A 22,620-nucleotide genomic window follows, 5' to 3' on the forward strand; every position below is an offset into this window, starting at 1 on the left:
TCCTTTTTTTCAGACTGTTTGGATTTAGAGATTTGCGTTGGGCGTAAGCTGGAGCGAATCTTGTTCAGCAAGCCCTAATTAGTGAAAGTAATATTTACTTTGAGAGAGGGCTGCTTTGGAATAGTAAAGATCCATGGCCTTATGCCTTTACTTCTACTCTAAAAATGTTGTCGTCTTTATACAAAGTGGGCTTTTTGCATATTCTTGAACAAAATAAACAGTTCAAAAGGGATATTAATTATATATCTTTTTCGGGTAGGACTTGGCCAAGGGCGATTCATAATAAATATCTTGGGGCGGGCCAATTTGACACAGGCTTTGTTCCCGTTCCTTCATATGTTGCAGAGCAATTAGTTCTCGAAGGATTAGGAAATGAAAGAACAAATAGTAGGAAGTTTAGAGAAATAGGACTAAATAAATCGACTTCAGAGGATTATGCTAAAAGTGGGTTGCTCGCAGTTACAGCTAGTGATATAAGAAGAGAAACTAAACTTAAAGATATTAACAGCATTGGTAGTTTGGGTGGTATTCCATTTGATGAGTATAACAGCTTGAATCTACCAAATGTTGAAATGAACTCTAAGATGAGTGATGTTAATGATAAATATAAAGAGAAGGAAATGTTTATTTCATTATGAAGATAGTACGACTAAACTAGGAGCAATTATTGATAAATACTATCAATCTCCGTTCTGGATTACAAAAAGTAATAAAAAGTCTGCACTCTACGGCAAAAGAAATGATGTACACAGAATTGATTATAGAGACTTTTATAGTACTCTTAAGATTTCTGGCTCCATAAGAGCAAAGAGTTACTCAATTCCAGTAGTAGAAGTAAACAACATCGAAGAGATAAGGAGAATATGTAATTCAGTTCCAATAGTACCTTTTACATCAAGTGGTGTATATTATCGTGGTCAAACTAGTGCGTTTCATTTACAAAGGTTGGATGCTGTAAAAGAATTATTGTTTGGTAATACGGATATTGTTGAACCCTCATTAGTTGGTGCCGCGCAAAGAAGAGGAATAAATTACGAGGATGTTCATTCGCTTTTGAGTGTATTAACGCAAGATTTTATTTTTCAGAATAACTATACTAAAGGTAAAAATCTAGATGAATTACATAAAACATGGTTTGATATAGCCTCGAGTCCATCAGGTGATTGGGATCATGAGATTATGGCACTTGCTCAACACTATGGGCTACCTACTCATGGTCTTGATGTAACATCTGATATAAATGTTGCTTTATGGTTTGCTACACATAAACTGAATAATAATAATGATGGAACTTTCAGTTATGTAAAACTAAAAGAGGAAATGTGGCCAGAGAACGCTCAATTATGGCCCTCTATTTATATTATTCAAACGGCGAATCATAGTTTAAGTACCTCGATTAGAAAAATCGACACACTTGCAAGCAAGTTTGGGCTCATGACTAAAAGACCAGTTAATCAATCAGGATATTTCTTTATGGGCTCGCAGTCACTTCATCAGAATAGATTGGCAGAGTGCCTAGTATTGCAAATTAGATTAGCTCCATCCGATTATGAAACAGGCTTAACTCAAAGAGATCTTTTCCCAGGTCCTGAAGAAGATGAAGCTTATTCGTTTATGCTGCAAATAAAGGAAAAATACAAGAGTGGACGATACGCGGAGTTCTTTAGTGAAATCATCGAATTTAATTGATGCTTTTATACACTAACTGGGTACCGTTTGTGATCATAAAGGTGGATGTTAATTCAAAGAATTAAAAGATGCTGAAGATCGTCGTATGCTTTTAACCAGTTAGTTAATTAGTTAATATTGTTTTAATTTATACTTCCCCCATTGCTAAGAGAATTATTTTATGGTTTTTCATTATGAAATACATGAGATTAAGTAATCACTACCGAATAATTCGAAGCTATAATCTACTTCAAAATTCATCTGTTTTATTAGCTTGCCATAATTATAGCCGCACTTAACCATCAGTAATTGGATAGTGCGGCTACGTTACAATCGTGAATACATCTGAAATGCGCATATACCATTTTTGTATAAAATCTGATTTTGACAGTATTTATAAAGTATCTATGTCAGGTGCTTACAGCAATAACCTTTAAAATAATCAGGCTCGGGTTTTATTAATTTTATTGAGATTTCCTCTACTTCATCAGTATCCGGAAACACTTTCCACATCCTTTTCTTCAAGCCTTTGTGATTTCATAAATCATCATAGTTATTCAGATTAGCATCAAAGACGAAGTACACTCTTTCTTTCCGATCCGTTCCTTTCTTGTTAAATACGCCAAAACAAACTAATAGCACATATGGTACGTACTCAAAAGTTAATCCTTTGTTTGAAATGCAAAATACAAAGTCACTTCAACCCAGAGTTACAATACTGCACGCTAGCAAAAACGGTTGCAGGTGGCATATGCTAATGGAACTCATTGATTTTTATTTTCCCTGTTCCTCCAGCATAATCTTTAACTTATTCATGACTTGCTCGTTAGTTAGTTCCACATAAAGCTGCCTGATTTTATTCACCAACTCCAGCTCTTCTTCTTGTACATCGGAATCTTTCTTCAACTTTTGAATGAACTTCTCCTCCAACTTCTTTCGAAGAATCGGTTCCCCTACTTCGTCGAGAGTCAACTTAATTCGTCTCTTCTCCATAGTGTCTATTGGTCGTTCCTCATTACATTTTTTAATAATATCCTCGATTTTTCTTTGAGCGAATGCTCCGTAGCAATCCTTGATGAAAAATTCATTGCTCATCACTCGTTGAATGTTTTGCGCGAACGCGCTTATATAACCTTTCTTGCTTACCTTCCCATTCGTCAATTCCAACGCGATGATGGAATTACGATTTAAATCCGACAAGAGAAAGGGGGAATGTGTTGTCGCGATCAACTGTACATGAATCCCCAAATCGGTATACTTATATACCGTGCCGTTAAAGTCCAAGGTCAGGTCTTGCAAATAAGTCGATAAATACTCCAGCAGATTCCTAGACCACTCCAAGTGCATGGTCGCTTCGATTTCATCTACCAAGATGATATGATTTTTTCTAATCTTTTTATTGAACACTCCAATAGGTTGCATTTCGGTGGACGCTTTCACTTCGTAAATAATCGTGCCGAGCAACTCTAGCAATTTCTTCTCGCCGGTGGAAATCTTCATTCTCTCGACTTCGAACGGCATAGCGATCGAGAGCTGTTGGCCCGAATATCTTTCTCGAGATACCTCAGTTAAATCCCAATCTTCGTTTTCGGGATCGTGTTGGAAGTGATATCGGACGAATTCCTGAAGTTCCATATAACTCCGAAAGACGTTCGCTATCTTCTCGTCATGTTCCAAACCCGATACAACCAATTGAAATTCATCGACGCCCGGAACGATTTGTTCTTTCGCTTGATAGAGTGCATCGAACAAATGGCTCGCAAGTTCCATATAATCTCTAACCAACGCAGCTTCCGTGGATTTGAATTCATGTTTTTTATTTATGAGAATGCATCTTTTAAACAGCATTTGGTACTCGCGGAGGGTGAAGTGAACTTTATCTCTGTAATCTTCCTTGAAATTGTTCCAAGCGCTGGCAATCTCCGAAAAACATACCTCATTACTTAATTTTATAAAATAGTTCACCAACACTGACATTAAGCGAGAAAAGAAATCGCCCATATCTTCTTCATTAATCAATAACATGCCACTAAGGGCTGGACTGCCATCCTCCCTTATCGATGGAATAATAAATCCTTCATTGATATGTTTGATTACTTTGCGTGTCTTGAACATGATATGAACGGTCGAAGTTTGAATCATCCCCTTCTTGTACAAGTCTAAGTAAACCTGGTACCAATCTGACCATGAATAGTAGGCGCCCGTTACCCTAGGGATAAAGCGAACTTCACTCGACTTTGAATAAAACAGATAACTGCTCGAGTTCATCATTACATCGTCCCGAATGTAAATGATGCGATCCCTTACGTTGCTATCGTAGGATTCGATGATTCGATAACTCCCATGGTCATCTTTTCGAAAATAAAAACTACGGGCTACGGCATGACTTCCCTCCAATAAACTCCCGTAGCCGGATATATTTCCGATCTCGACAATGCCGATCCCCTCGAAATAAAACGTATCGTCATCTGCGTGGAAGATCATAAAGTATTGGTCTCTCAGGTCCCTATCGACTACATTGGCTAGCTCCAACCGATCTTTCAGCGTTCTGCCGATTAGCTCCAGGATCGTGGTTTTCCCCGATCCGTTCTTTCCGACGATGGCTGTGATATCGGAGATGACATCCCCATAGAACCCGTCTAGGTCATGCGAGTTGCTATCAATGGTTAGGGACTGACGGGTTTTGTCGTAATATAATTTATATTCATGAGAAAAGTCGAAGGAAATGTCCTGAAACAAATCTCCGAACGATTTAATGTACATATATAGCAGCTTCATACCGAATACTTCTCCTTTATAAGCCCTAGTTCTTTACTGATATCCGTGATCATTTTGGACAAGGGTCGTCTCCCATAGTTCTCCGGATTGGTATACGCTCCAGTAATCGATCGTTCGAAATTTCCCCAAGAACCAAATAAACTTTCGAATTTCCCATACAACTGATCCTGGTACTCTTCCGTATAGATTTCTTTCTTAATTAGTAATTCTTGAACGCTGTCCTTATGGATCTGGTAAACCGTTTGCAACTCCAGAATGTTGAGATTGTCCTGCAGCTTATTGCTGAATCCCGGTTTCAGCACCACCTGCAACTGCGTGGAGTCCGACAAATACTTGACCCCTGTAATGTCATAACTGAAGGTAACCATATCATCCGTGTGAACGGTGTCATCGTAAGGGGAATATGAGAAGTCCCGATCACGCTTTACATGATTGCAGCTGGCGCATACAGGGACCAGATTGTAAAATGATGCCGCCAAAATAGGGAATTTGCTCTTATTAATAAAATGGTCGAACTGACAGTTGGTCTTTCGGTCGCTGGAGTTGACGAAATTGCGGTTGCAATAAGGGCAAACAGTTACGCCCAGCACTTGAACAAATGGAAGACGATCAATGTTGTGCTGATATACCGTATCGATCAGGTAATTCTTCAACGACTCGTGCATTACAACGTGATTGGAGGAAATAAAATCCCGTATTGAAAGCAAGATTTTGAAATCAGCCGTTACGACTTTTTCAAAAGATTTCATTCGCATCGACGAATGAGTCTTCGGGAACAATGCATCCATATCCAATTGACGATCGCACCAATCATTCAATTCTACGATCTTACTCTTTCTGCATTTTAACGATATTCGTTCGTAATAATTCCTTACTGCCTTTTCTCGAATACTTTTTTCTTTTCTTATAAAATCAAGTTGAATCAAGCGGTTCACCACTTTGGTCAGAGTTTGTATAGGTTTCTTTCGACATGAATCGTTGGGATTCCTGTTAAATTAAGGTATGGCTCTTTTGGCTAAAGGGAGGGTCTACATGCTGAGTGTGACATCGCCTTGACCGTTATTATAGTTTTGAGTTACTAAGTTGCAGGGCAGGCTTTTCCGAAACCACATGACTGTAGAAAACAGCTGTCCTCCTGGTAACATCTCGTAATAACTAATAATTGAACCTTTTCAATATAAAATCTACCCAGCAAAAACTCTTTGAAACAACTAATTAACTCTGGAATTTCACAGCTGTGTGATATTCCAGAGTTAATTAGAATTAAGTTGCTCCGCGGTGAAAACTACAAATTGGACAAAAAAAGAAATAACTGCATCCACGCGGTTATTTCTTTTTTACATTCTCTTGATCGTGGTGTTTCTGGTACCCGATTAACTGAACATTAATAGTTTTTTGGGTGGATGAGCAATAATAATAATTGAAAAAACCTGTCCTGTCCAATTCCTGGGAATTTCCCAAGATTGCATTCATGGGATAATTTACAGAAATCAACCTTCTTCTGGATTGTTACACTTGGAATGATGTAACTATAACCTGAAGGATATTACATTGCACTGTGATTTTCATAAAATGAGACGAAATTAATAGATATTGATGGAACACTTGTTATTAAACAGGTGTTTATTTTTTTCAATTATGCTCGTTAAGTCAGTTTCGAGAGAAGTAATTTGTAAATAAGCTCCAAGATGATTATTAACCTGGAGATATAGTCAAATAAACCGCTTGAGTAGTAATTCCCAGTTCGTAATACTTTCAAGTTGTTCGTTTGCATATAAGTAAGCGGAAATATGATTAGAAGGCAGACGCCTAAAGATAAGGTCTGCCAAGATCATCGAGGCGCATGGTGGATGGGTTACTTCGCCTGTTAAGCGACGTTTTATTGGTTCGAATCCAACATTCGCTCAAAAAGCGGAATAGCTCAGTGGTAGAGCAGTCTGTACCTATCCGACCTTTTCCTCGATGATCTTTCAACAATAATTGACATTGTGCGGAGCCATTAAAGGCATCTCACGTGGTTTCCACTTTGTAGTCTAGGAGTAGATTGAGATGGTAATTGTCCAAGTTAGATCCACCAATTTAGAAGGAACATATTAACGGGTGGTAGTAATGTTCCATATAAAAGCTCAAGCGCCGGGCTTCCCTGACCGACGCTTGAGTTTATTTTCTTTTATGGAACTTTTCCCAATCTTTAATAACTTCTGCCTGAGTCAATACTTGGTCCCTCAGCCATTGGGATGTTTCCCATTCAAGTATCGCTTGCTGCTTTGTTTTGTAAAAGCGGTAGTCGCAAATATTCCAGGAACAGAACAACTTTCGGTACCATTTGCCGTTTTGAACGTCACCCGTGAAGCGGCGAACGGTCTTGCTTGCCTGACGTTTGCTCCAGCGGGTACCGGGTGTATGGTGGTCTGTGCATACGGGTGATTTTTTCACACTATTACTCATTTGGCTCTCTAACCCCTCCTTGTGGGAAGCTAGAGGCCGTCTAATTTCTTCATACTTCACCTCATCTAAATTTGTTAGTTTCTGTATATATAAACGCTGTCGATAAAAATATGTTTCTTAGAGGGGAGAAATTAAAGAAGTAATTGTGCTTGTATAATTATTTTCTCTCACCAAGCAGCCACCAAAATATGGTACGATTTGGTTAGCCTTATTGTATGGAGGACACCGTATGAAGATCCTATTTTGCTCTGACTCATTGAATGGCAAGGTTATTGATCAAGAATATGAACAGGAATACAAATGTGCCCGAAAGCTAGATATGGATGTTTATTTGATTTCACTGGAGTATGCTTTGGATGGGGAACTATCCAAGGCAGTTAAGTGGATCCCAACATTTGAAACCCCCGGAGAGGTTCATCTACAGGGGATGGATGCTAAAGCCGCATGATTACGAAAAATTATATTGTGCACTGCAGCAGAAAAATGTCGTCTTGATCAATTCTCCTACGGAATATAGAAATGGGCACTATTTTCCTTATTCTTATGAGGCCATTAAAAAAGCAACTCCACAGAGTATTTGGCTCGGAATTGAAGGGCTTTCAAATGGTTACGACATTCTGTTTGAGAAGATGCGCATTTTTCAAAACAAACCGTTCATGGTTAAGGATTACGTAAAGTCTAGAAAGCATGAATGGGAAGAAGCCTGCTTTATACCCGATGCTTCCGACCAGCAAAGGGCTCAAACGTTCTACGAAACTTCATTGATCGCCAAGGCTCAGAGCTTAATGGCGGTATTGTGATTCGTGAGTTTACAACTTGAACAGCTCACCAAGCATCCCAAGAGCGGTATGCCTTTATCGAATGAGTACCGGTTGTTTTTCCTCGATCACAAGCTGATTCAGTGTGCGGAGTATTGGGATGAGGTGGACTATCAACAAGAGGTTCCTAATCTCGACTCGTTTATAGATTTAGCAAAGGGTGTGGCTAGTCAGTTTTTTACGATGGATATCGCCAGAACCAAAAGTGGAGAATGGACGGTTATTGAGATAGGGGATGGGCAGGTCTCAGTGCTTCCGAGTCATGCGGACCCTGAGCATTTTTATAAATCGATTGGAATTAGAGGTCAATTAGAAGGGTGAGGAGTTTGGATCATATTCCTGATGAGTTAAGAAGGCACTGGGAGAAGGTAATCGCAGAACACAGACGTGAGCTGCTGCAGGTAAAGCCGGAGGAACGGATTATAAGGTTTTACGAGACCAATAAGCCTTACGGCTGCTTTTCCAATTTTGCACGGTACCCTCTAGAAATAGTGGGTAAATTGTGGCCAACGTCCGAGCATTATTTTCAAGCTATGAAGTTTGCAGGTACAGAACATGAAGAATTCATTCGATCAGCACCGACCGCTATGGAAGCAGCGAAAATGGGCAGAGATCGAACGTGGCCGCTTAGAAGGGATTGGGAAGAATGCAAAGTCAGTATCATGAAAGAAGCGGTTCGGGCTAAGGTTGAACAGCATGATGAGGTTAAACAAATCCTGATGTCTACGGGCAATTGTATTTTGGTTGAGCATACTTCCAATGATTCTTTCTGGGGTGACAACGGAGATGGAACCGGACGTAACATGCTCGGCCAGCTTTTGATGGAAGTTCGCAACGAACAGGAAGGTTATTCGCCGGAGTTCTTTTTGCCTCAATGGATGGTCTATCCTGAGCACCATCCCTACAGCATGTTTTGGAGGATGGGAACAGGGGAGACTTATATTATGTATTTATGGGAATGGCGAAAATGCTTGAGTAAAGAAGCATTGCGAGAATATGACGCTTACTTTCTCCCTCTAGCAGACTGGAAAAGGGACAGAGAATAAGCTGATTAGAATAATAGGCATTAAGATGATTCAAAGGGGGCTGGAACTTTGTACAAATCGGTAATTAGAGATGGCAAGTTTCTTGTTCTTGTAGTTGATGGCATCTTCGATACCCCGTTAATGGAGCTACCTACAGAAGAACTTGCGGATAAAGTTGCATATGAACTCCAAAGTGTCTGGGATAAAGGTGTTGCATGGGGATCTTATCACAAGCAGAAAGAGCTTAATGGCGATGGGTATGATAAAGATATGAGTGAGGCAATTCAAAACCTAAAGACTATGAGTCTCGCGGAGCAAGAAGCTTATCATCAAAGAGTAAATCGGCGTAACGAAAGAGTTCACAGGGTTGAGGAAGCCAGGAGATGGAGAGACGTTTTAAGCTGGAAAAGTAAGTGAGGAAAAGGAAAAAAATCAACGTTCCAGAATTCGGGAAAAATATCGGGGGTGAAAGGACACGAGTGAGGAAAGGAATCAATTTAATATCTTTGAATGCTATAGATCGCGGAGTAGAATGTATGTTTCTTCACGGAGTAGAATGTATGGATTAATGGATTTCAAATAGTTTATCAAGTTGAGTTGATGTGAGGTGATATATACTGTGCTTGTTCACGTTAGTAGTTTCATCACACCCAGCCTGTAAGGGATGATGTGAATCCCCTTGGCTCCTTTGCAGGCTGGGCCTTTTCCCAAGGGGCGTGATGGAATGAAAAACAAATCTAGAAATCGTACCCGTGCGTATTACCGGCATCATCGAAGAAGGGTAATCCAGCGTAAGAGTAAGATTGCTAAGCAGTTCGGATGGCATGTGAAGTTTGATGGGAAGTTTGCTAAGGGTAAAATTCACTGTTCTTGTTCGTATTGCAGGAAAAAGACGAGGGAAATGGGATTTCCTAAGTCTGATATTGTAAGACTTGAACGTGCTGTAGACTTTGATACTCGAAGTAGTTCAAAAGATAACAAGTTGCTGTAAAAAGATGGTCGTAGTATGATAAATGAAGACGGGTGCCAGACCGTTTGCTTTATGTTTGATAATGGGCTACTGCCCACAGGAGATTCGTTATTTCGTGTGAGAAAAAAGCGTGCCTATCGTAAGGCCGTCAACCTTTAGGACGGTGGGTGATCGCTTTTTTCTTTTGTTTTATTGCAACAACTTACGTAAGGGCGGGGCTTAGATCCTTCCAATAGTGTAGTGGACTTAAAAATAGACCGCACTGGAATTATCCAGTACGGCCTCAGCTAACCATTCTTCTTTTCTTTCTTGGGTGGAACCAACGAATCAAGTTTATTGGCAGCATCACGGTCCGCTGATTGTAGAGCATGCCCGTAGACATTCATTGTGGTCGAGATATTCGAATGGCCCAAGCGCTCTGATATAAGTTTTGCATGCACACCTTTGTTAATCAATAAAGTGGCGCTCGTATGTCTGAGATCATGGAATCTAATGTATTTTAGGACATTTTTCTTAAGAAAATTGCGAAACCAGAGGTAAGGCGTTTCGGGATAATAGGCGTTTCCTTCATCGTTGCTAAACACAAAGAAATGATCTCCGCCTTTCCAGGCATCACCTAATGCGAGGCGTTTTTTCCGAGACTCCAAGTAATATTCCTTAAGATGCTCAATCACATTGTCAGATAGACTTACCTTGCGTTTTGACTTCGCCGTTTTAGGTTCGGAAATAATTCTTTGACCGTTAGTAGAATGAGAAATGCTTTGCTTTACCTCAAGAATGCCCTTGTTTAAATCTATATGTTTCCATTCCAATCCAACCAGCTCACCACGGCGAAGTGCTGTTGTTATCGCAAGCATGATCATCATACGCCATTTCAATGGTTCCTTTTCTAATAGTTCAAACAACACAGCAACTTCATCTTCATCGTAGACTTCGATTTCTTTTCGTTTGACCTTGGGCTTTTTGATATCTGCAGCAGGATTGCTCTTAATAAGCTTCCACTCCACTGCGCGGGAGAATATATTATTATGATTCTATGAGTATATTGTACGGTGCCCGAGGATAAATGGCCCTTTTTTCCGTCCTGCCGGCTTCCCTCCTTATTGAGTTCTGAAATAAAGTTGACTACATGAAAGGTCTGAATTTTGTCTAATCTCATATGGCCAAAAACCGGAAGGATTCGGTTTTTTAAGAATCGCGAATAAATATCTAAAGTCTTAATCCCAAGCTCATGCTGAGCATATTTCTCTTTCCACTCTTCTACAAATGCTGCAAAAGTCATTTTTTCCGGAGCGATATAATGGCCTGACTCAACTTCGGTTTCAAATTCTGCAAGCAGTTTTCTTGCTTCGCGAATACCTTTTGCCTTAACTGTCTTAGTTCGTCTTATTCTTTTTGCGTCAGCTCCATTACCGGCCTCCACGACTAGAAGCCATGAATCATTACCGCGTTTTTGTACACTTGCCAAGAGAACACCCCCCTATTATGCGTGTGAATGAATGTCTTCGGATGAACAATAGTTTTTTACCTCTTGTTCGTGAAACCAAGTCAGCAAAGTATCCCTTCTGAAAAGTATTTTATTTCCAATTTTTGTGTGTGGAATCTTCTTCGCTCGGACCTCTGCATAAAGCTTGTCCTTTGAGATCTGGCATTCGAAGATTTCTTCCCAGGCCTCCTTAAGGGTTAAGGTATTGCGTTTTGCTACTGGAATATAGTCAATGGATTGTTTATAAGAATCACGCATGTGAAATACCTCCTTAATTAGAGAGTAAAGCTTATTGGGATCGCCAGCAATTTTCGGACAACCCAAATTTTGTACTCATGGAACGGGGACTAAAATTGTTTTTTCTTGTAATCGACCTCCATAATTCAAATGTTGGTGTTCCCTTTTTATAAGCCGCCATTCAGATGATGTGGGAACTCGGCTGATTGAGATTAGTTATTGAAAAAGCACAAAAAAGCCCTTTTCAGTAGGAAAAAAGCATACTACCTGAAAAGGGCTTTATATATTTTTGACGAGAAAAATCGTCCATTTAAATTTTAGCGCAGAATTAAAGAATAGAATGATTCCCAGACCGTCTGGAGGGAATAAAAGTAAAGGGTGAAGACCAAATGGTATAATTTAATAATAGATACTTCAATAAGTCTTGTCAAGATAACGGAGGGATAATAATCCATGTCTGATTTAAGCAGGGATGAATTGATGCAGGTTTTTAAAAAAGTAAAAAAATCAGTTCGTAAGAAGGCAAAAGAAGCAGGGGCTCCATTATTCTACGTGCAAGACGGCCAGTACATTCGTGAAGAGCCTAATGGCGAAAAAATAGTACTGGATAAGGGGGGGAGCGAAAATGATCCCTACTACAAAAACTAGGTCTAGGATAATATTAGAAGAATGTTTCTTCATCTTAAAGGATGCTATTGCAGATGTAGATATAGACAAGTAGGAACCCTTTTCAGATGAGAATATCCTTACGCCTGAAAAGGGCTAATATTAGAATCTACAGGCCTAGGCTTGTTTAATTGGAGGTAATATCTTCAAAATTTCCTCAGTGATATTGTATATCGCTTTTATTTCTTCAACAGATCGTGGTTTTAACAAGAAATTATGAAGAGTCAGAATAAAACCCTTGTTTGTTTCCTCTTCAGAGATTAAATTCTTGTTCATGTTTTCTAGATTAAGAATCTGTTCGAAATCTACATCCAATGCAGTGATAATCCGTTCAAGAGAGTCCAAAGAAATATTTCGGCTACCCCGTTCAACTGCTCCAACATATTGGTACATCAGTTGTGCCTTTTCGGCTAATTCGACCTGCGTTATTCCTTTTTCCTTTCGAATAGATCTTATTTTTTTACCGATAAGTTTTCTTAAAGTATCCATTTTTCCTCCTTCTTAAATTAAGTACATATAAGTCTGATAAGATTCATTTTCGATAGTTAAGCCTAATAAGAGACTTGTGAGATATAGGTGATCTCTATATTTTTATTATATGTAGTATTTTGGGTGGCTTCGAATTTTGGAGAGGGGGATTTTTATGAAGACGGAACGGATACATACGTTGATTTTGGTAAATAACGAAGGTATTCATAAATGCTTTCGGTTTAAAAAGATATTTCGTAACGCAGATGATCAACTGATCCTAGAGATTAAAGAAGGGGAACAAGTACACCGGATGGTTGTTACCCAAACTGAAGATGGGATTACTAATTTAATGGGGGACGATGGGGCAAACTATAGAATTTTAGGCCTATCTCAATATGCTGCGTCTAATTACAGTGAAGAAGAGATATTTAATTTTAGAATTGCTGAATCTTTTCAAAACGCGCTTGATTTATACAAATTTATCTAAGCAACAAATATACTGCTTACCTCTATCAATATAGATAAAAAGCAAATGACTAAATATGAATGAATTTGCGATATTGTTAGCGTATAATGTCTACTGAACGATTTCGCTTAAAATGTGTAAGGCTTTATGTTGCAAAGCAGGCATTCAAAGGGCACATGAGCAGCTAAATCTAAACACGATTCAAAATTAATGAGGGGTTCAATATGACAAATCAAGCAAATAAGATGACGGATGTCCTTCGAGAATGTCTGGCTGAGTTGTATTGCAGGAAGGTATTACAGAGTCAAACGAGTAATTCGGAAACTCTTAAAAAGGTTCAGGAATTTCGGTCCCATATGGATAATGAAGTGATGCCGGTAAAGGATTTTTCGGATCTAGAATTACTGAGATTTGGAATGATGATATTAGACCAAATTGATAACGCGGAGTAGAGTAACCAGCTTTTACGGAAGGTCTCTATCATAGTTGATGTGACAACTGGATAAACTTGTTAAGATCTGGCAATTCGCCGAACAGTTATATTCTGAACAAGGCAGCCTGAAGCGGGTTAATAGAAGTATCAATAGTTATGATAAGAATAAAATTGCTTATTAAATCTAAAGGGTATAACCAATTGTTTAGTTATACCCTGACGGTCTATTAATGTGTTTTCTTATCCCCCTTTATATACTTTAAGAACATTGGTGCGATTGTGTCCAATCTCCTTTGTGATCATATGTGCAGCCTCTATATCTGTTACTCCTTCTTTCGATAATTCAGTCTCAAAACGGTCTTGTACATAATTGTATCGCAGGCCATGCATAGTGAGTTCTCGAGGGGTGCCATACCGACGATCCTTTCTTTGTTGTTCCCCTTCCCTTGTCACAATTTTTTCGCGATGGTGATTAATAAATTTCTGGATCCTGTTTGTGACATGATGAACCTTTTCTCCCTCCTTAACAAAAACTTTCCCCCCTCGAGGCGTTCCTTGCATAAGTTTTCTCATTTTGCGCTCAGCTGTGTATGTTAGGGGTACATCCCTATGTTTTCCGTTTTTAGCTTCGCCTTTAACTGTATGGATATGTGTGCGCAGTGCTTTTTCAACTTGGGCACGTGACATAGCTACGACCTCAGTTACACGAAGTCCAAGTTCTTTTGCTAAGGTCATAGCATCCTTAATATCTTCCCGATTCAAAACAGTGGCAAGCTGCAGCATTCGATCAAATTCTTCATTAGTCCATGATCTGTCTCCATTAACAGCAGGCGCTTTTTCTAGAACTAGTCCATATTTATCTTGGAGGGTTCTATTATCCGATAATTCGTATCGTGGGTTTTGGATAAGGTCATGGAGGTACCGGATAGCGCATAAATCATTCAAAATGGTTTTTGCTGACAAACCTTGGTTTTGTCTCTCTGTAACGTACGCAGCTACATGCTTATCGTGAAGATTGCGAAGATTTTGAAGCTTAAACACATCATCCAAATAAGTAATAAAGGGCCTGCAACTTCCAACATATCTTTTTCTGCAAAGATAGCTGTTTCTTTTACTGTGTCGGAAACAGACTTCCATCTGAACTTCGATTGTGGATTTCCCCATTAGGCGTTCTCCTCAAGTTTTTTTAGAGTGCTGATAATCGTTGCTTTAAATTTATCTTTTGATCCTTTACTAAGGTTTAAATGGAGGACTTTTGAAATGGCTTTTTGAAGTCTTGCAATTTCCTTTTCTTCAATATCAATTGCATTTTCAATATTAGGTGCTGAATCATTATTTTTTTCTAAGTTTTCTTCGGGATTACTAAAAGATTCAATGATTTCTTTGATTTTTTGAACTGTGATCTCGGGGAATTCCATTTCGCAAAAATAATTATAAAATCTGCTCTGAGTTTCGGCAGAAAGTGTAGACAATTTTACACCTCCCATAAACGGAATGAGATCTTTCGAAACAAGATTCTGAAGTTCTTGGTTCAGGTTGAGTAACTGCAAATGTCTTCGAATTTTGGTTTCGTCCATCCCAAACACATCTTCAACATGAAAACGGGTTTTAATCTGTGCATCATGCACACTTTTTCGACCAGGTGAGATGTTCCAAAGTTCATAGATAAGTTTGATTTGTTTTGCGAGTTTGATACGATCATATTCTGGACTGCGGTGTGTTTTGTTATCAATTATCAAATGTTCCAATTCTTTAGCTTGGGAATAATCTACCACTTTTGCATCAATGTATTCATAACCAAGTTGCTTGCAAATTTTCCAACGCCAGTTTCCACTGAGAATAAGTCCGTCTTTATTAATAAAGATTGGGTTTTGTAGACCATTTTCTTTAATGTCATTTAATAAAAGCGCATACTCAGATGATGTCAAATCCGAGTGATATTCTTTGTTCAAAGGATGTTCTGTTAATGTATTGATGGGGACCTTTTGGATTTCGGAATGAATTTCCATCATTGAATCCAGCTCCTTATTTATGGTTTTATTTAAAAAAGACATAGCTCAACTAAGGGTTAAGCTCATCTTCAGCTTTTCTTCATGCATCATGAATCCGGAAACCTTGGTATATGTGGGATGAGCATGCCAATTTATAAATTTCTCTCTGAGGCTCGGAGAGAAGTATTAAGTTTTCAAGGAACATTTTTTTGAGTAAAGAAAAGCATTCCCAGGATGGGTGAGCGTAAAGCTCTGCTTACAACAACCCGCATTAAAGCAAGCAATAAGCTCGGCAAAAGACCAGGTCGTTTTCTTGCCCGATTGTTTGTGAACAATAGCTCGGCGGGGCGATCCCGGCTATGTTAGGTGCACCTATCTGCCGTGCCAGCGGTTGTCGCTCATAATGAGCTTTGTGTTGTTTGGTGAACTTATGGGCTTCACCGAACCCAAATTTAGCGTAGATACGCTATAAGCCTGAAAAATCAGTAAAAAGAAAATATATATATAAAGCCAAGAAATTTTGTCCATAAAGACATCATTTCTTGGCTTGGAAGCGCCCAATTGAAATATAAAAAGCCCTTTGGCTGGTTAGTCCTTTGACTTCTCAAGGAATAACTTGCCCAAGGGCTTATGGTTCATAGAGAACATTAAATAATCAATTCAAATACGAATTAAAACACAGTCTTCCCTAAGGAACAATTTAAGACTTAGAATGACTGCTAGCGCCTGCCGGCAGTAGAGGGAAAAGTAAAGTGAGGTATGGAGTAAATATAAACCAATAACAGATAGAATGCAAGAGCTAGTATTCGCAGGTTATTGTAGGGTGACTTTAAGCCACCCAAAGGTCACTCAAAGTCACCCAAAGGTGACCTTGTCTTTTTACATGGTACTACATTGAAATGTTATAGGAGCAAGTATTATTCGCTTTCAGCTTAGGATTATTGAACATTTTTAGATGTGCTTGCTCTTTAAATTGCTGATATAGGGTGACTTTATGTCACCCAAAGGTCACTTTAAGTCACCTAAAGGTGACCCTATCTTTCTTTCTAGGTGGGACTCTTTTGAAATCGATTTATATTTTGTTTTGTTCTTACATCAATTTAAACTAAATATCAATTTTCACTAATCCCTTCCATTCCCTTAATTGTGATAAAATAATAGGTAACTAACATGTGAAGGATGAGATACCCATGCCGGTTTACAATAAACTTGTTCGTGACCTTATTCCCCAAGTGATCCAATCGACTGGTAAGGAATGTCGCACACGTATTTTGGATGAGGAAGAGTATAAAAAAGAGCTGGTCATAAAGCTTAAGGAAGAGTCAGAGGAATACTTTTCCGCTCAAAGTCCACAAGAATCGTTAGAAGAACTAGCAGATATGCTCGAGATCATTCGGGCGTTGGCCACCGTACATGGTGCAACATGGGAACAACTTGAAGCCTTGAGAGAGAAAAAGGCGGAAGCACGTGGAGGATTTCAGGAGCGGGTGTACCTAATCGATGTCGACGACAACGCTTAATGTCAAACTAATTACAGAAAATCTAGCGGACGAGTTGATCACCGGAATGCAGAATGCTTCCGGTATCTATATTATGACTTCCTTCGTTATGCAGTCAGGTGTACGCTTATTGGCGCCCCATCTGAAAAGTGCAATAGAGCGTGGAGCCGAAGTGAAGGTTTTGGCCGGCGATTATCTTTTTGTTACGCAGCCGGAGGGCCTGCAGGCATTAATCGATATTGATACACGGCTGGAAGCACGGTTATGGCGAAGTATGGGAACATCCTTTCACCCTAAGGCCTATTTATTTGACAATGAAAACGGTGAAGGGCTGCTTATCGTCGGTTCCTCCAACTTCTCTATGTCCGCCATGAGAATGGGGATGGAATGGAACTTGGCGATGAATGCAAAAGCTGAGCCTTATACCTTCCAAGTCGCTTTGGACAAGTTCATGCAGAACTTCTATCATGATTCTACATTACCGTTGAATGACCATACCATTGCTATCTATGAAGAGGAGTACCGGACTTGCCATCGTAAGAATCCGGAGTTGATCCGCATGATTACAGAGATGGAAGAGGATGAATATGGCACAGAAAATACGGGCAATTCTGTAGAAAAAACGGTTTCGGAAGGCGAACAAACTCCTATCCATCCTCGCTTTGCTCAAATCGATGCAATAGATGCACTGGAGAGAACTTTGGAAGAGGAATATGACAAAGCAATGGTTGTCATGGCCACGGGACTTGGAAAAACCTATCTTGCCGGCTTTTTTGCGCAGCGCTTTAATCGTGTGCTATTCGTAGCGCATCGTGAAGAGATTCTGCTTCAGGCGAAACGATCGTTCCAGCGCATCATGCCGGAAAAAACCTTCGGTATCTATAATGGAGTCATAAAAGAGGGAAACGCAGACTGTGTGTTTGCTTCAATTTACACCCTCGGAATGAAGAAACACCGTGAATCCTTTGCGCAGGACCAGTTTGATCTTATCGTGGTAGACGAATTCCACCATGCTGCCGCGGCGTCGTATCAATCGGTCATCCAATATTTTAAACCGAAGTTTTTACTTGGCATCACGGCAACACCAGATAGGATGGACGGAAAGGATGTCTATGCCCTTTGTGACGGTAATGTTGCCTACCAGATTCATTTTATTGAGGCCATTCGTCGTGGTTGGTTGTCCCCATTCCGATATTTTGGTGTTTATGATGATACCGATTATTCATCCATTAGGTGGCTTGGAACGCACTATGATGATGAACAGTTGACTGCGGCGCAGCTAAAACAAACACTGGCCGACAAGATCTACGATGCCTGGACTGAGCATAAGCAAACAAGAACGATTGGTTTTTGCTCGTCCATTCGACAGGCGGATTTTTTGGCGGGCTATTTTCAAGACAGGGGAGTATCAGCAGTCAGTCTTCACTCTGGAACGGTAGGAATCACAAGGGAAGAGGCGATAACACGTCTAGCCAGAGGGAACTTAGAGGTCATATTAACCGTCGATTTGTTCAATGAGGGTGTAGATATTCCCAGTGCAGATACCTTGCTTTTCGTCCGTCCAACGGAATCATTAACTGTGTTCACACAACAAGTTGGTCGAGGGCTGCGATTGTCAGAGCAGAAGTCGCATTGTACGATCATTGACTTAATTGGAAATTACCGAAATGCAGATGTGAAGCTACGATTATTTGCAAGTGAAGGGGAAGCAAAGGGAACAGCAAAGGAATCAGCTATTCCATCTGTACCTGCAAGGTGTGAGCTTCATCTGGAGACGGCCGTTATCAATCTGCTCGATGAATTAAGCCGTAAGAAGCTACCGCATCGCGAGCGGTTGCACCGTTCCTTCCTTGATCTAAAGAATGAGCTCGGACGAATCCCTACTTATCTAGAGCTTCACCTTTATGGGAGGTCCAACAGCTGGGAATACCGGAATGAATTCGGTTCTTATGTTGGTTTTCTTCAATGGGCCGAATGCTTAACGAAGGAGGAAGAGGAAGTATATTATCGAAATGAAGCTTGGATCCGTGATGTCGAGAAGACGGTCATGACCAAGAGCTATAAAATGATTGTTCTCCTCTACATGCTCGAAAGTGGACCGGAACATTGGGCGGAGTCTATTACCTCAAAGGAGGTTGCGCCATTCTTTCACGGTTATATTATGGAAAAGGAGTATCGGAGGAGAATCGATTTCTCAGATAAGGACTCGAAACGGCTCTGGGAGTATAATGAGACCGGAGTTAGCCAGCTTATTGAACGTATGCCAATGACGAAGTGGGGCTCGGCTAAAGGGAGCATGACCCGCTTCGAGGATGGGGTGTTTAGTCTAAGATTTGAGCTCGCTCATGAGCATCGGTCTATCCTGTATCGCTGGACAAAAGAAATTTGCCTTTTTAGGCTGCATCATCATTTTGAACGTAAAGAGCAAAAGCAAGGGCCCCTTCAGTAATGACGGGGTCTTCATGTATAAAATCGTTTATTTAGGTGACTCCAAGGCAGATGAGGTGCTTTATGAAGCAGGGGCTGTACGAGCAAATTATCAACAATCTTACAAGGAGACAGTTGTCTGACTTAGATCCTTCGCTATACGAAATTGGTATAGAACAACTTGATCCAGAGGAAGCACGAAAACAACTATCTAATTATTTAGCCGCAGTAAGCCGAAGAGCTTTGAAAATGATTCGTGAACAAAATAGTGATGATGAAGATGCGCTTCTTTTGCAGGTGCGGACTTGCAATGAACTTATTGCAACCCTTCGCAATACTTTAGGGAACGAGGAATTAAGAGAATGGCAGCTTGATGGACGGGGTGAGGTTTTAACCTACGTATATTCCAAGCTAAACCACATTCGTAGCATCAAGGATTCCAAGGTTAATAGACCTACAACTCCATTGTCACAAAGCTCATTATTTACAGGGTCTCATTCTGAGCCCAATATGATGAGTGAACTAAAAACGGAGATCGTAAGCTCAGATCAGGTTGATTTATTGGTTTCCTTTATTAAATGGAGTGGGCTGCGTTGCCTAATGGAGCAGTTAGAGGGGTTCACATCAAATGGGGGCCGTTTACGTGTCATAACAACGACCTATATGGAAGCAACGGACTACAAGGCCATCATTGAATTAAGCAAGCTACCGAACACAGAAATCAAAATCTCTTATGACACGGATCGTACACGATTACACGCAAAGGCGTACTTATTCAAAAGAGACACAGGCTTTACTACAGCCTACGTGGGGTCATCCAATCTATCAAATCCTGCTCTTACGAGCGGCTTGGAATGGAATGTAAAGGTTACGGAGAAGGATTCCTATGATGTACTTAAAAAAATAGAGGCGACCTTTGAGAGCTACTGGAATGATCGGGAATTTAAGAATTTCTCCATCTCGGATCAGGATCATCAGTTACTGCTCAAGCAAGCACTTGGAAAAAAGAAGGAACAGGAGAGCAACCTATTAACCTTCCAATTTAGCATCACACCTTATGATTATCAGAAAGAAATTCTTGAGAAGTTAGAGGCTCAGAGAGTGATTTATGGAAGAACAAGAAATCTGTTGGTTGCTGCTACTGGGGTAGGGAAAACGGTTATTTCTGCATTTGACTATAAGCGGTTTGCCGGTCGTAATCAGAGAGCAAGACTACTCTTCGTCGCCCATCGCGAGGAAATCCTTAAGCAAAGTCTGGATACATTCCGGTTTATCTTGAAGGATCTGAATTTCGGAGAGCTTCATGTTGGGAGTAATCAAGCCGATTCCATTGATCATCTGTTTATTAGTATTCAAAGCTTTAATACATTAAAGCTTGTTGAAAAAACAACTCCAGATTTTTATGATTATATCATCGTTGATGAATTTCACCATGCCGCGGCTCCTTCCTATCAAAAGCTATTGTCTTATTACCAGCCTCAGATATTATTAGGGTTAACAGCCACTCCTGAGCGGATGGATGGAAAAGATGTATTGCACTACTTTAATGACACCATCGCGGCAGAAATTCGCTTAACGGATGCGATTGATCGGAAGTTGCTTTGTCCCTTTCATTATTTCGGTGTGACAGATAGCGTTGATCTATCTCAAGTCAAATGGACAAGGCGCGGTTACGATCTGAATGAACTCGAGAACTTATACACCCATAATAAAATTAGAGCGAGTCAAATTATAAATAGCCTAAAGAAATATGTAACAGATTTGGATGACGTCAAAGTGCTAGGGTTTTGCGTGAGTGTGGATCATGCGCTTTATATGGCTAGAGTTTTCAATGAGTCGGGGATAGCCGCTATTGCATTGCATGGAAAGTCTAGCGATGAGGAACGTAATTCTGCTAAGGGAAGATTAGTTTCAGGTGATATCAAGGTGATCTTCGTTGTCGATCTGTACAATGAAGGGGTAGACATACCGGAGATCAACACGATTTTATTCTTGCGTCCTACAGAGAGCTTGACCGTATTCTTACAGCAGCTTGGCCGTGGGCTTCGCTTGGCAGACGGAAAAGAATGCTTAACGGTTCTTGATTTTATTGGACAAGCGCAAAAAGAATATAATTTCCAAGAGAAATTTAGAGCTATACTTGGCAAAACAAAACATTCCGTTCAGCACTACGTCGAGCATGGGTTTTCGAGCCTACCACGCGGAAGCTTCATTCAGCTTGAGAAACAGGCTAAAGAGTACATTCTTAGAAATCTGAAGCAAACATCAATTAATAGGAAGAGTCTGGTTGGTAAGTTAAAATATTTTGCAGAAGGTACTGGATTAAGCTTAACACTAGAAAATTTCATTCGGTATCACGGAATGAGTCTTTATGATTTCTACGGTGGGCGTAATGGGAATCGAACATTTCGAGGGTTGATGGCTGAAGCGGGTTTACTCGAGCCATTTGAGTTTGAGAATAGGGAGTACCTGACAAAACGTATTCCGGCTTTACTAAGTAAGAACTCTCGGAGACTTTTAGGTTTTTTAATCGAATATCTTGAGCAAGGAAAACCCGTGCAAACAGAAGAAGAGCGTCTGATGTTGAATATGTTTTATTATACTTTCTACCGATCAGAACCGAAAAAACAAGGGTACCTGGACATTAATCAAGCTGTTCAGTCTATTGTTTCCTGCAAAATGTTTAAGGATGAAATCATTGAAATACTAAAATATAATTACGCACATATTAACTTTGTCGATAAAAGGAATGAGTTCCCATACGCATGTCCCCTGGATCTACACTGTACATATTCAACGGATCAAGTGCTGGCGGCCTTCGGTTTTTGGAATGAAGAGAAGGCTCCAGCTTTTCGTGAAGGAGTGAAGTATTTCGAGGATAAAGGAACTGATATTTTCTTTATTACATTAAATAAATCCGACAAAGACTTTTCTCCGTCGACTCAATATGAAGATTACGCCATCAATGAACGTCTTTTTCATTGGCAAACCCAGAGTCGTATTTCGGAAGAAACGAATACGGCTAAGCGATATATCCATCATAAGCACATGGGGAATAGAATAGCGTTATTTGTCCGTGAATACAAGGAGGAGAATAACTACACTTCGCCTTTTGTTTTCTTAGGGGAAGCCGAGTACGTAAGGCACGAAGGAAATAAACCCATGAGTTTTGTTTGGAAATTGAAGGAAGAGATGCCTCCGGAATTGGTGCCAGTGGCAAATAAGGCAATAGGATAG

18 protein-coding genes and 2 pseudogenes are annotated in these 22,620 nt (G+C 40.1%); 11 read left to right on the plus strand and 9 right to left on the minus strand.

Features of this window, described 5'->3' with window-relative positions; translation table 11 throughout:
• Positions 1–164: 164 nt before the first annotated feature.
• Positions 165–638 carry a hypothetical protein gene (locus AC3WRW_RS29590; protein WP_492549804.1) on the plus strand — a complete coding sequence of 158 codons (474 nt, stop codon included), beginning with the start codon at positions 165–167 and terminating at the stop codon, positions 636–638.
• Entirely contained in the window at positions 592–1,689 is a 1,098-nt protein-coding gene (locus tag AC3WRW_RS29595; RefSeq protein ID WP_492549805.1) for an FRG domain-containing protein, read from the plus strand. Before AC3WRW_RS29590 ends, AC3WRW_RS29595 begins: the two co-directional genes overlap by 47 nt.
• Before the next feature lie 753 nt (positions 1,690–2,442).
• On the opposite strand, the gene AC3WRW_RS29600 is transcribed toward AC3WRW_RS29595, so the two are convergent.
• The 3 genes from AC3WRW_RS29600 to AC3WRW_RS29610 all read right to left on the minus strand — a co-directional run bounded on the left by AC3WRW_RS29600 (position 2,443) and on the right by AC3WRW_RS29610 (position 6,882).
• Positions 2,443–4,446: an AAA family ATPase gene (locus AC3WRW_RS29600; protein WP_492549806.1), complete on the minus strand. Its 2,004-nt coding sequence runs from the start codon at positions 4,444–4,446 to the stop codon at positions 2,443–2,445.
• A complete protein-coding gene (locus tag AC3WRW_RS29605) occupies positions 4,443–5,195 on the minus strand; it encodes an HNH endonuclease (protein ID WP_492549807.1) in 753 nt (250 codons plus the stop codon). Before AC3WRW_RS29605 ends, AC3WRW_RS29600 begins: the two co-directional genes overlap by 4 nt.
• A gap of 1,411 nt (positions 5,196–6,606) precedes the next feature.
• Complete coding sequence (locus AC3WRW_RS29610; RefSeq protein ID WP_492549808.1) at positions 6,607–6,882, minus strand: hypothetical protein; 276 nt, start codon at positions 6,880–6,882, stop codon at positions 6,607–6,609.
• 241 nt (positions 6,883–7,123) lie between these two features.
• On the opposite strand from AC3WRW_RS29610, the gene AC3WRW_RS29615 reads away from it, so the two are divergent.
• From AC3WRW_RS29615 to AC3WRW_RS29630, 4 genes and pseudogenes are all read left to right on the plus strand, one after another.
• A complete protein-coding gene (locus tag AC3WRW_RS29615; RefSeq protein ID WP_492549809.1) occupies positions 7,124–7,342 on the plus strand; it encodes a hypothetical protein in 219 nt (72 codons plus the stop codon).
• A 181-nt stretch (positions 7,343–7,523) separates the two neighbouring features.
• A pseudogene (locus AC3WRW_RS29620) lies at positions 7,524–8,033 on the plus strand (ATP-grasp domain-containing protein).
• Between the two features lie 74 nt (positions 8,034–8,107).
• Positions 8,108–8,551, plus strand: a pseudogene (gene ybiA / locus AC3WRW_RS29625) (riboflavin biosynthesis intermediates N-glycosidase); the annotation flags it as partial.
• 255 nt (positions 8,552–8,806) lie between these two features.
• Complete coding sequence (locus AC3WRW_RS29630; RefSeq protein ID WP_492549810.1) at positions 8,807–9,154, plus strand: hypothetical protein; 348 nt, start codon at positions 8,807–8,809, stop codon at positions 9,152–9,154.
• 840 nt (positions 9,155–9,994) lie between these two features.
• On the opposite strand, the gene AC3WRW_RS29635 is transcribed toward AC3WRW_RS29630, so the two are convergent.
• Genes AC3WRW_RS29635 through AC3WRW_RS29645 form a run of 3 tightly spaced genes read right to left on the minus strand, consistent with a single transcriptional unit; the run spans position 9,995 to position 11,451 of the window.
• Positions 9,995–10,714 (minus strand): site-specific integrase, encoded by a 720-nt coding sequence (locus AC3WRW_RS29635; protein ID WP_492549811.1) that lies wholly within the window; start codon positions 10,712–10,714, stop codon positions 9,995–9,997.
• Positions 10,597–11,175 carry an N-terminal phage integrase SAM-like domain-containing protein gene (locus AC3WRW_RS29640; protein ID WP_492549812.1) on the minus strand — a complete coding sequence of 193 codons (579 nt, stop codon included), beginning with the start codon at positions 11,173–11,175 and terminating at the stop codon, positions 10,597–10,599. Before AC3WRW_RS29640 ends, AC3WRW_RS29635 begins: the two co-directional genes overlap by 118 nt.
• 15 nt (positions 11,176–11,190) lie before the next feature.
• Entirely contained in the window at positions 11,191–11,451 is a 261-nt protein-coding gene (locus AC3WRW_RS29645) for a helix-turn-helix domain-containing protein (RefSeq protein ID WP_492549813.1), read from the minus strand.
• A 432-nt stretch (positions 11,452–11,883) separates the two neighbouring features.
• Between AC3WRW_RS29645 and AC3WRW_RS29650 the strand changes: the two genes are divergently transcribed.
• Positions 11,884–12,078 carry a hypothetical protein gene (locus tag AC3WRW_RS29650; RefSeq protein WP_492549814.1) on the plus strand — a complete coding sequence of 65 codons (195 nt, stop codon included), beginning with the start codon at positions 11,884–11,886 and terminating at the stop codon, positions 12,076–12,078.
• 135 nt (positions 12,079–12,213) lie between these two features.
• Here AC3WRW_RS29650 and AC3WRW_RS29655 read toward each other — a convergent pair whose 3' ends face one another.
• Positions 12,214–12,585 carry a helix-turn-helix domain-containing protein gene (locus AC3WRW_RS29655; RefSeq protein ID WP_492549815.1) on the minus strand — a complete coding sequence of 124 codons (372 nt, stop codon included), beginning with the start codon at positions 12,583–12,585 and terminating at the stop codon, positions 12,214–12,216.
• A gap of 154 nt (positions 12,586–12,739) precedes the next feature.
• Here AC3WRW_RS29655 and AC3WRW_RS29660 point away from each other — a divergent pair, with 154 nt between their 5' ends.
• Entirely contained in the window at positions 12,740–13,054 is a 315-nt protein-coding gene (locus tag AC3WRW_RS29660) for a hypothetical protein (RefSeq protein WP_492549816.1), read from the plus strand.
• Positions 13,055–13,706: 652 nt separating this feature from the next.
• Here AC3WRW_RS29660 and AC3WRW_RS29665 read toward each other — a convergent pair.
• Positions 13,707–14,630, minus strand: a complete 924-nt coding sequence (locus tag AC3WRW_RS29665) for a site-specific integrase (protein ID WP_492549817.1) — start codon at positions 14,628–14,630, stop codon at positions 13,707–13,709.
• Positions 14,630–15,478, minus strand: a complete 849-nt coding sequence (locus AC3WRW_RS29670) for a ParB/RepB/Spo0J family partition protein (protein WP_492549818.1) — start codon at positions 15,476–15,478, stop codon at positions 14,630–14,632. Before AC3WRW_RS29670 ends, AC3WRW_RS29665 begins: the two co-directional genes overlap by 1 nt.
• Positions 15,479–16,647: 1,169 nt before the next feature.
• Between AC3WRW_RS29670 and AC3WRW_RS29675 the strand changes: the two genes are divergently transcribed.
• The 3 genes from AC3WRW_RS29675 (at position 16,648) to AC3WRW_RS29685 (ending at position 22,620) form a co-directional block, all read left to right on the plus strand.
• Positions 16,648–16,977: a nucleoside triphosphate pyrophosphohydrolase gene (locus AC3WRW_RS29675; protein ID WP_492549819.1), complete on the plus strand. Its 330-nt coding sequence runs from the start codon at positions 16,648–16,650 to the stop codon at positions 16,975–16,977.
• The gene (locus AC3WRW_RS29680; RefSeq protein ID WP_492549820.1) at positions 16,958–19,405 is read left to right on the plus strand and encodes a DEAD/DEAH box helicase family protein; all 2,448 of its coding nucleotides are present in this window, start codon (positions 16,958–16,960) and stop codon (positions 19,403–19,405) included. The genes AC3WRW_RS29675 and AC3WRW_RS29680 overlap by 20 nt, the downstream gene beginning before the upstream one ends.
• 62 nt (positions 19,406–19,467) lie before the next feature.
• Complete coding sequence (locus tag AC3WRW_RS29685; RefSeq protein WP_492549821.1) at positions 19,468–22,620, plus strand: DEAD/DEAH box helicase; 3,153 nt, start codon at positions 19,468–19,470, stop codon at positions 22,618–22,620.

It is taken from the genome of Paenibacillus sp. FW126-R14, assembly GCF_058789495.1.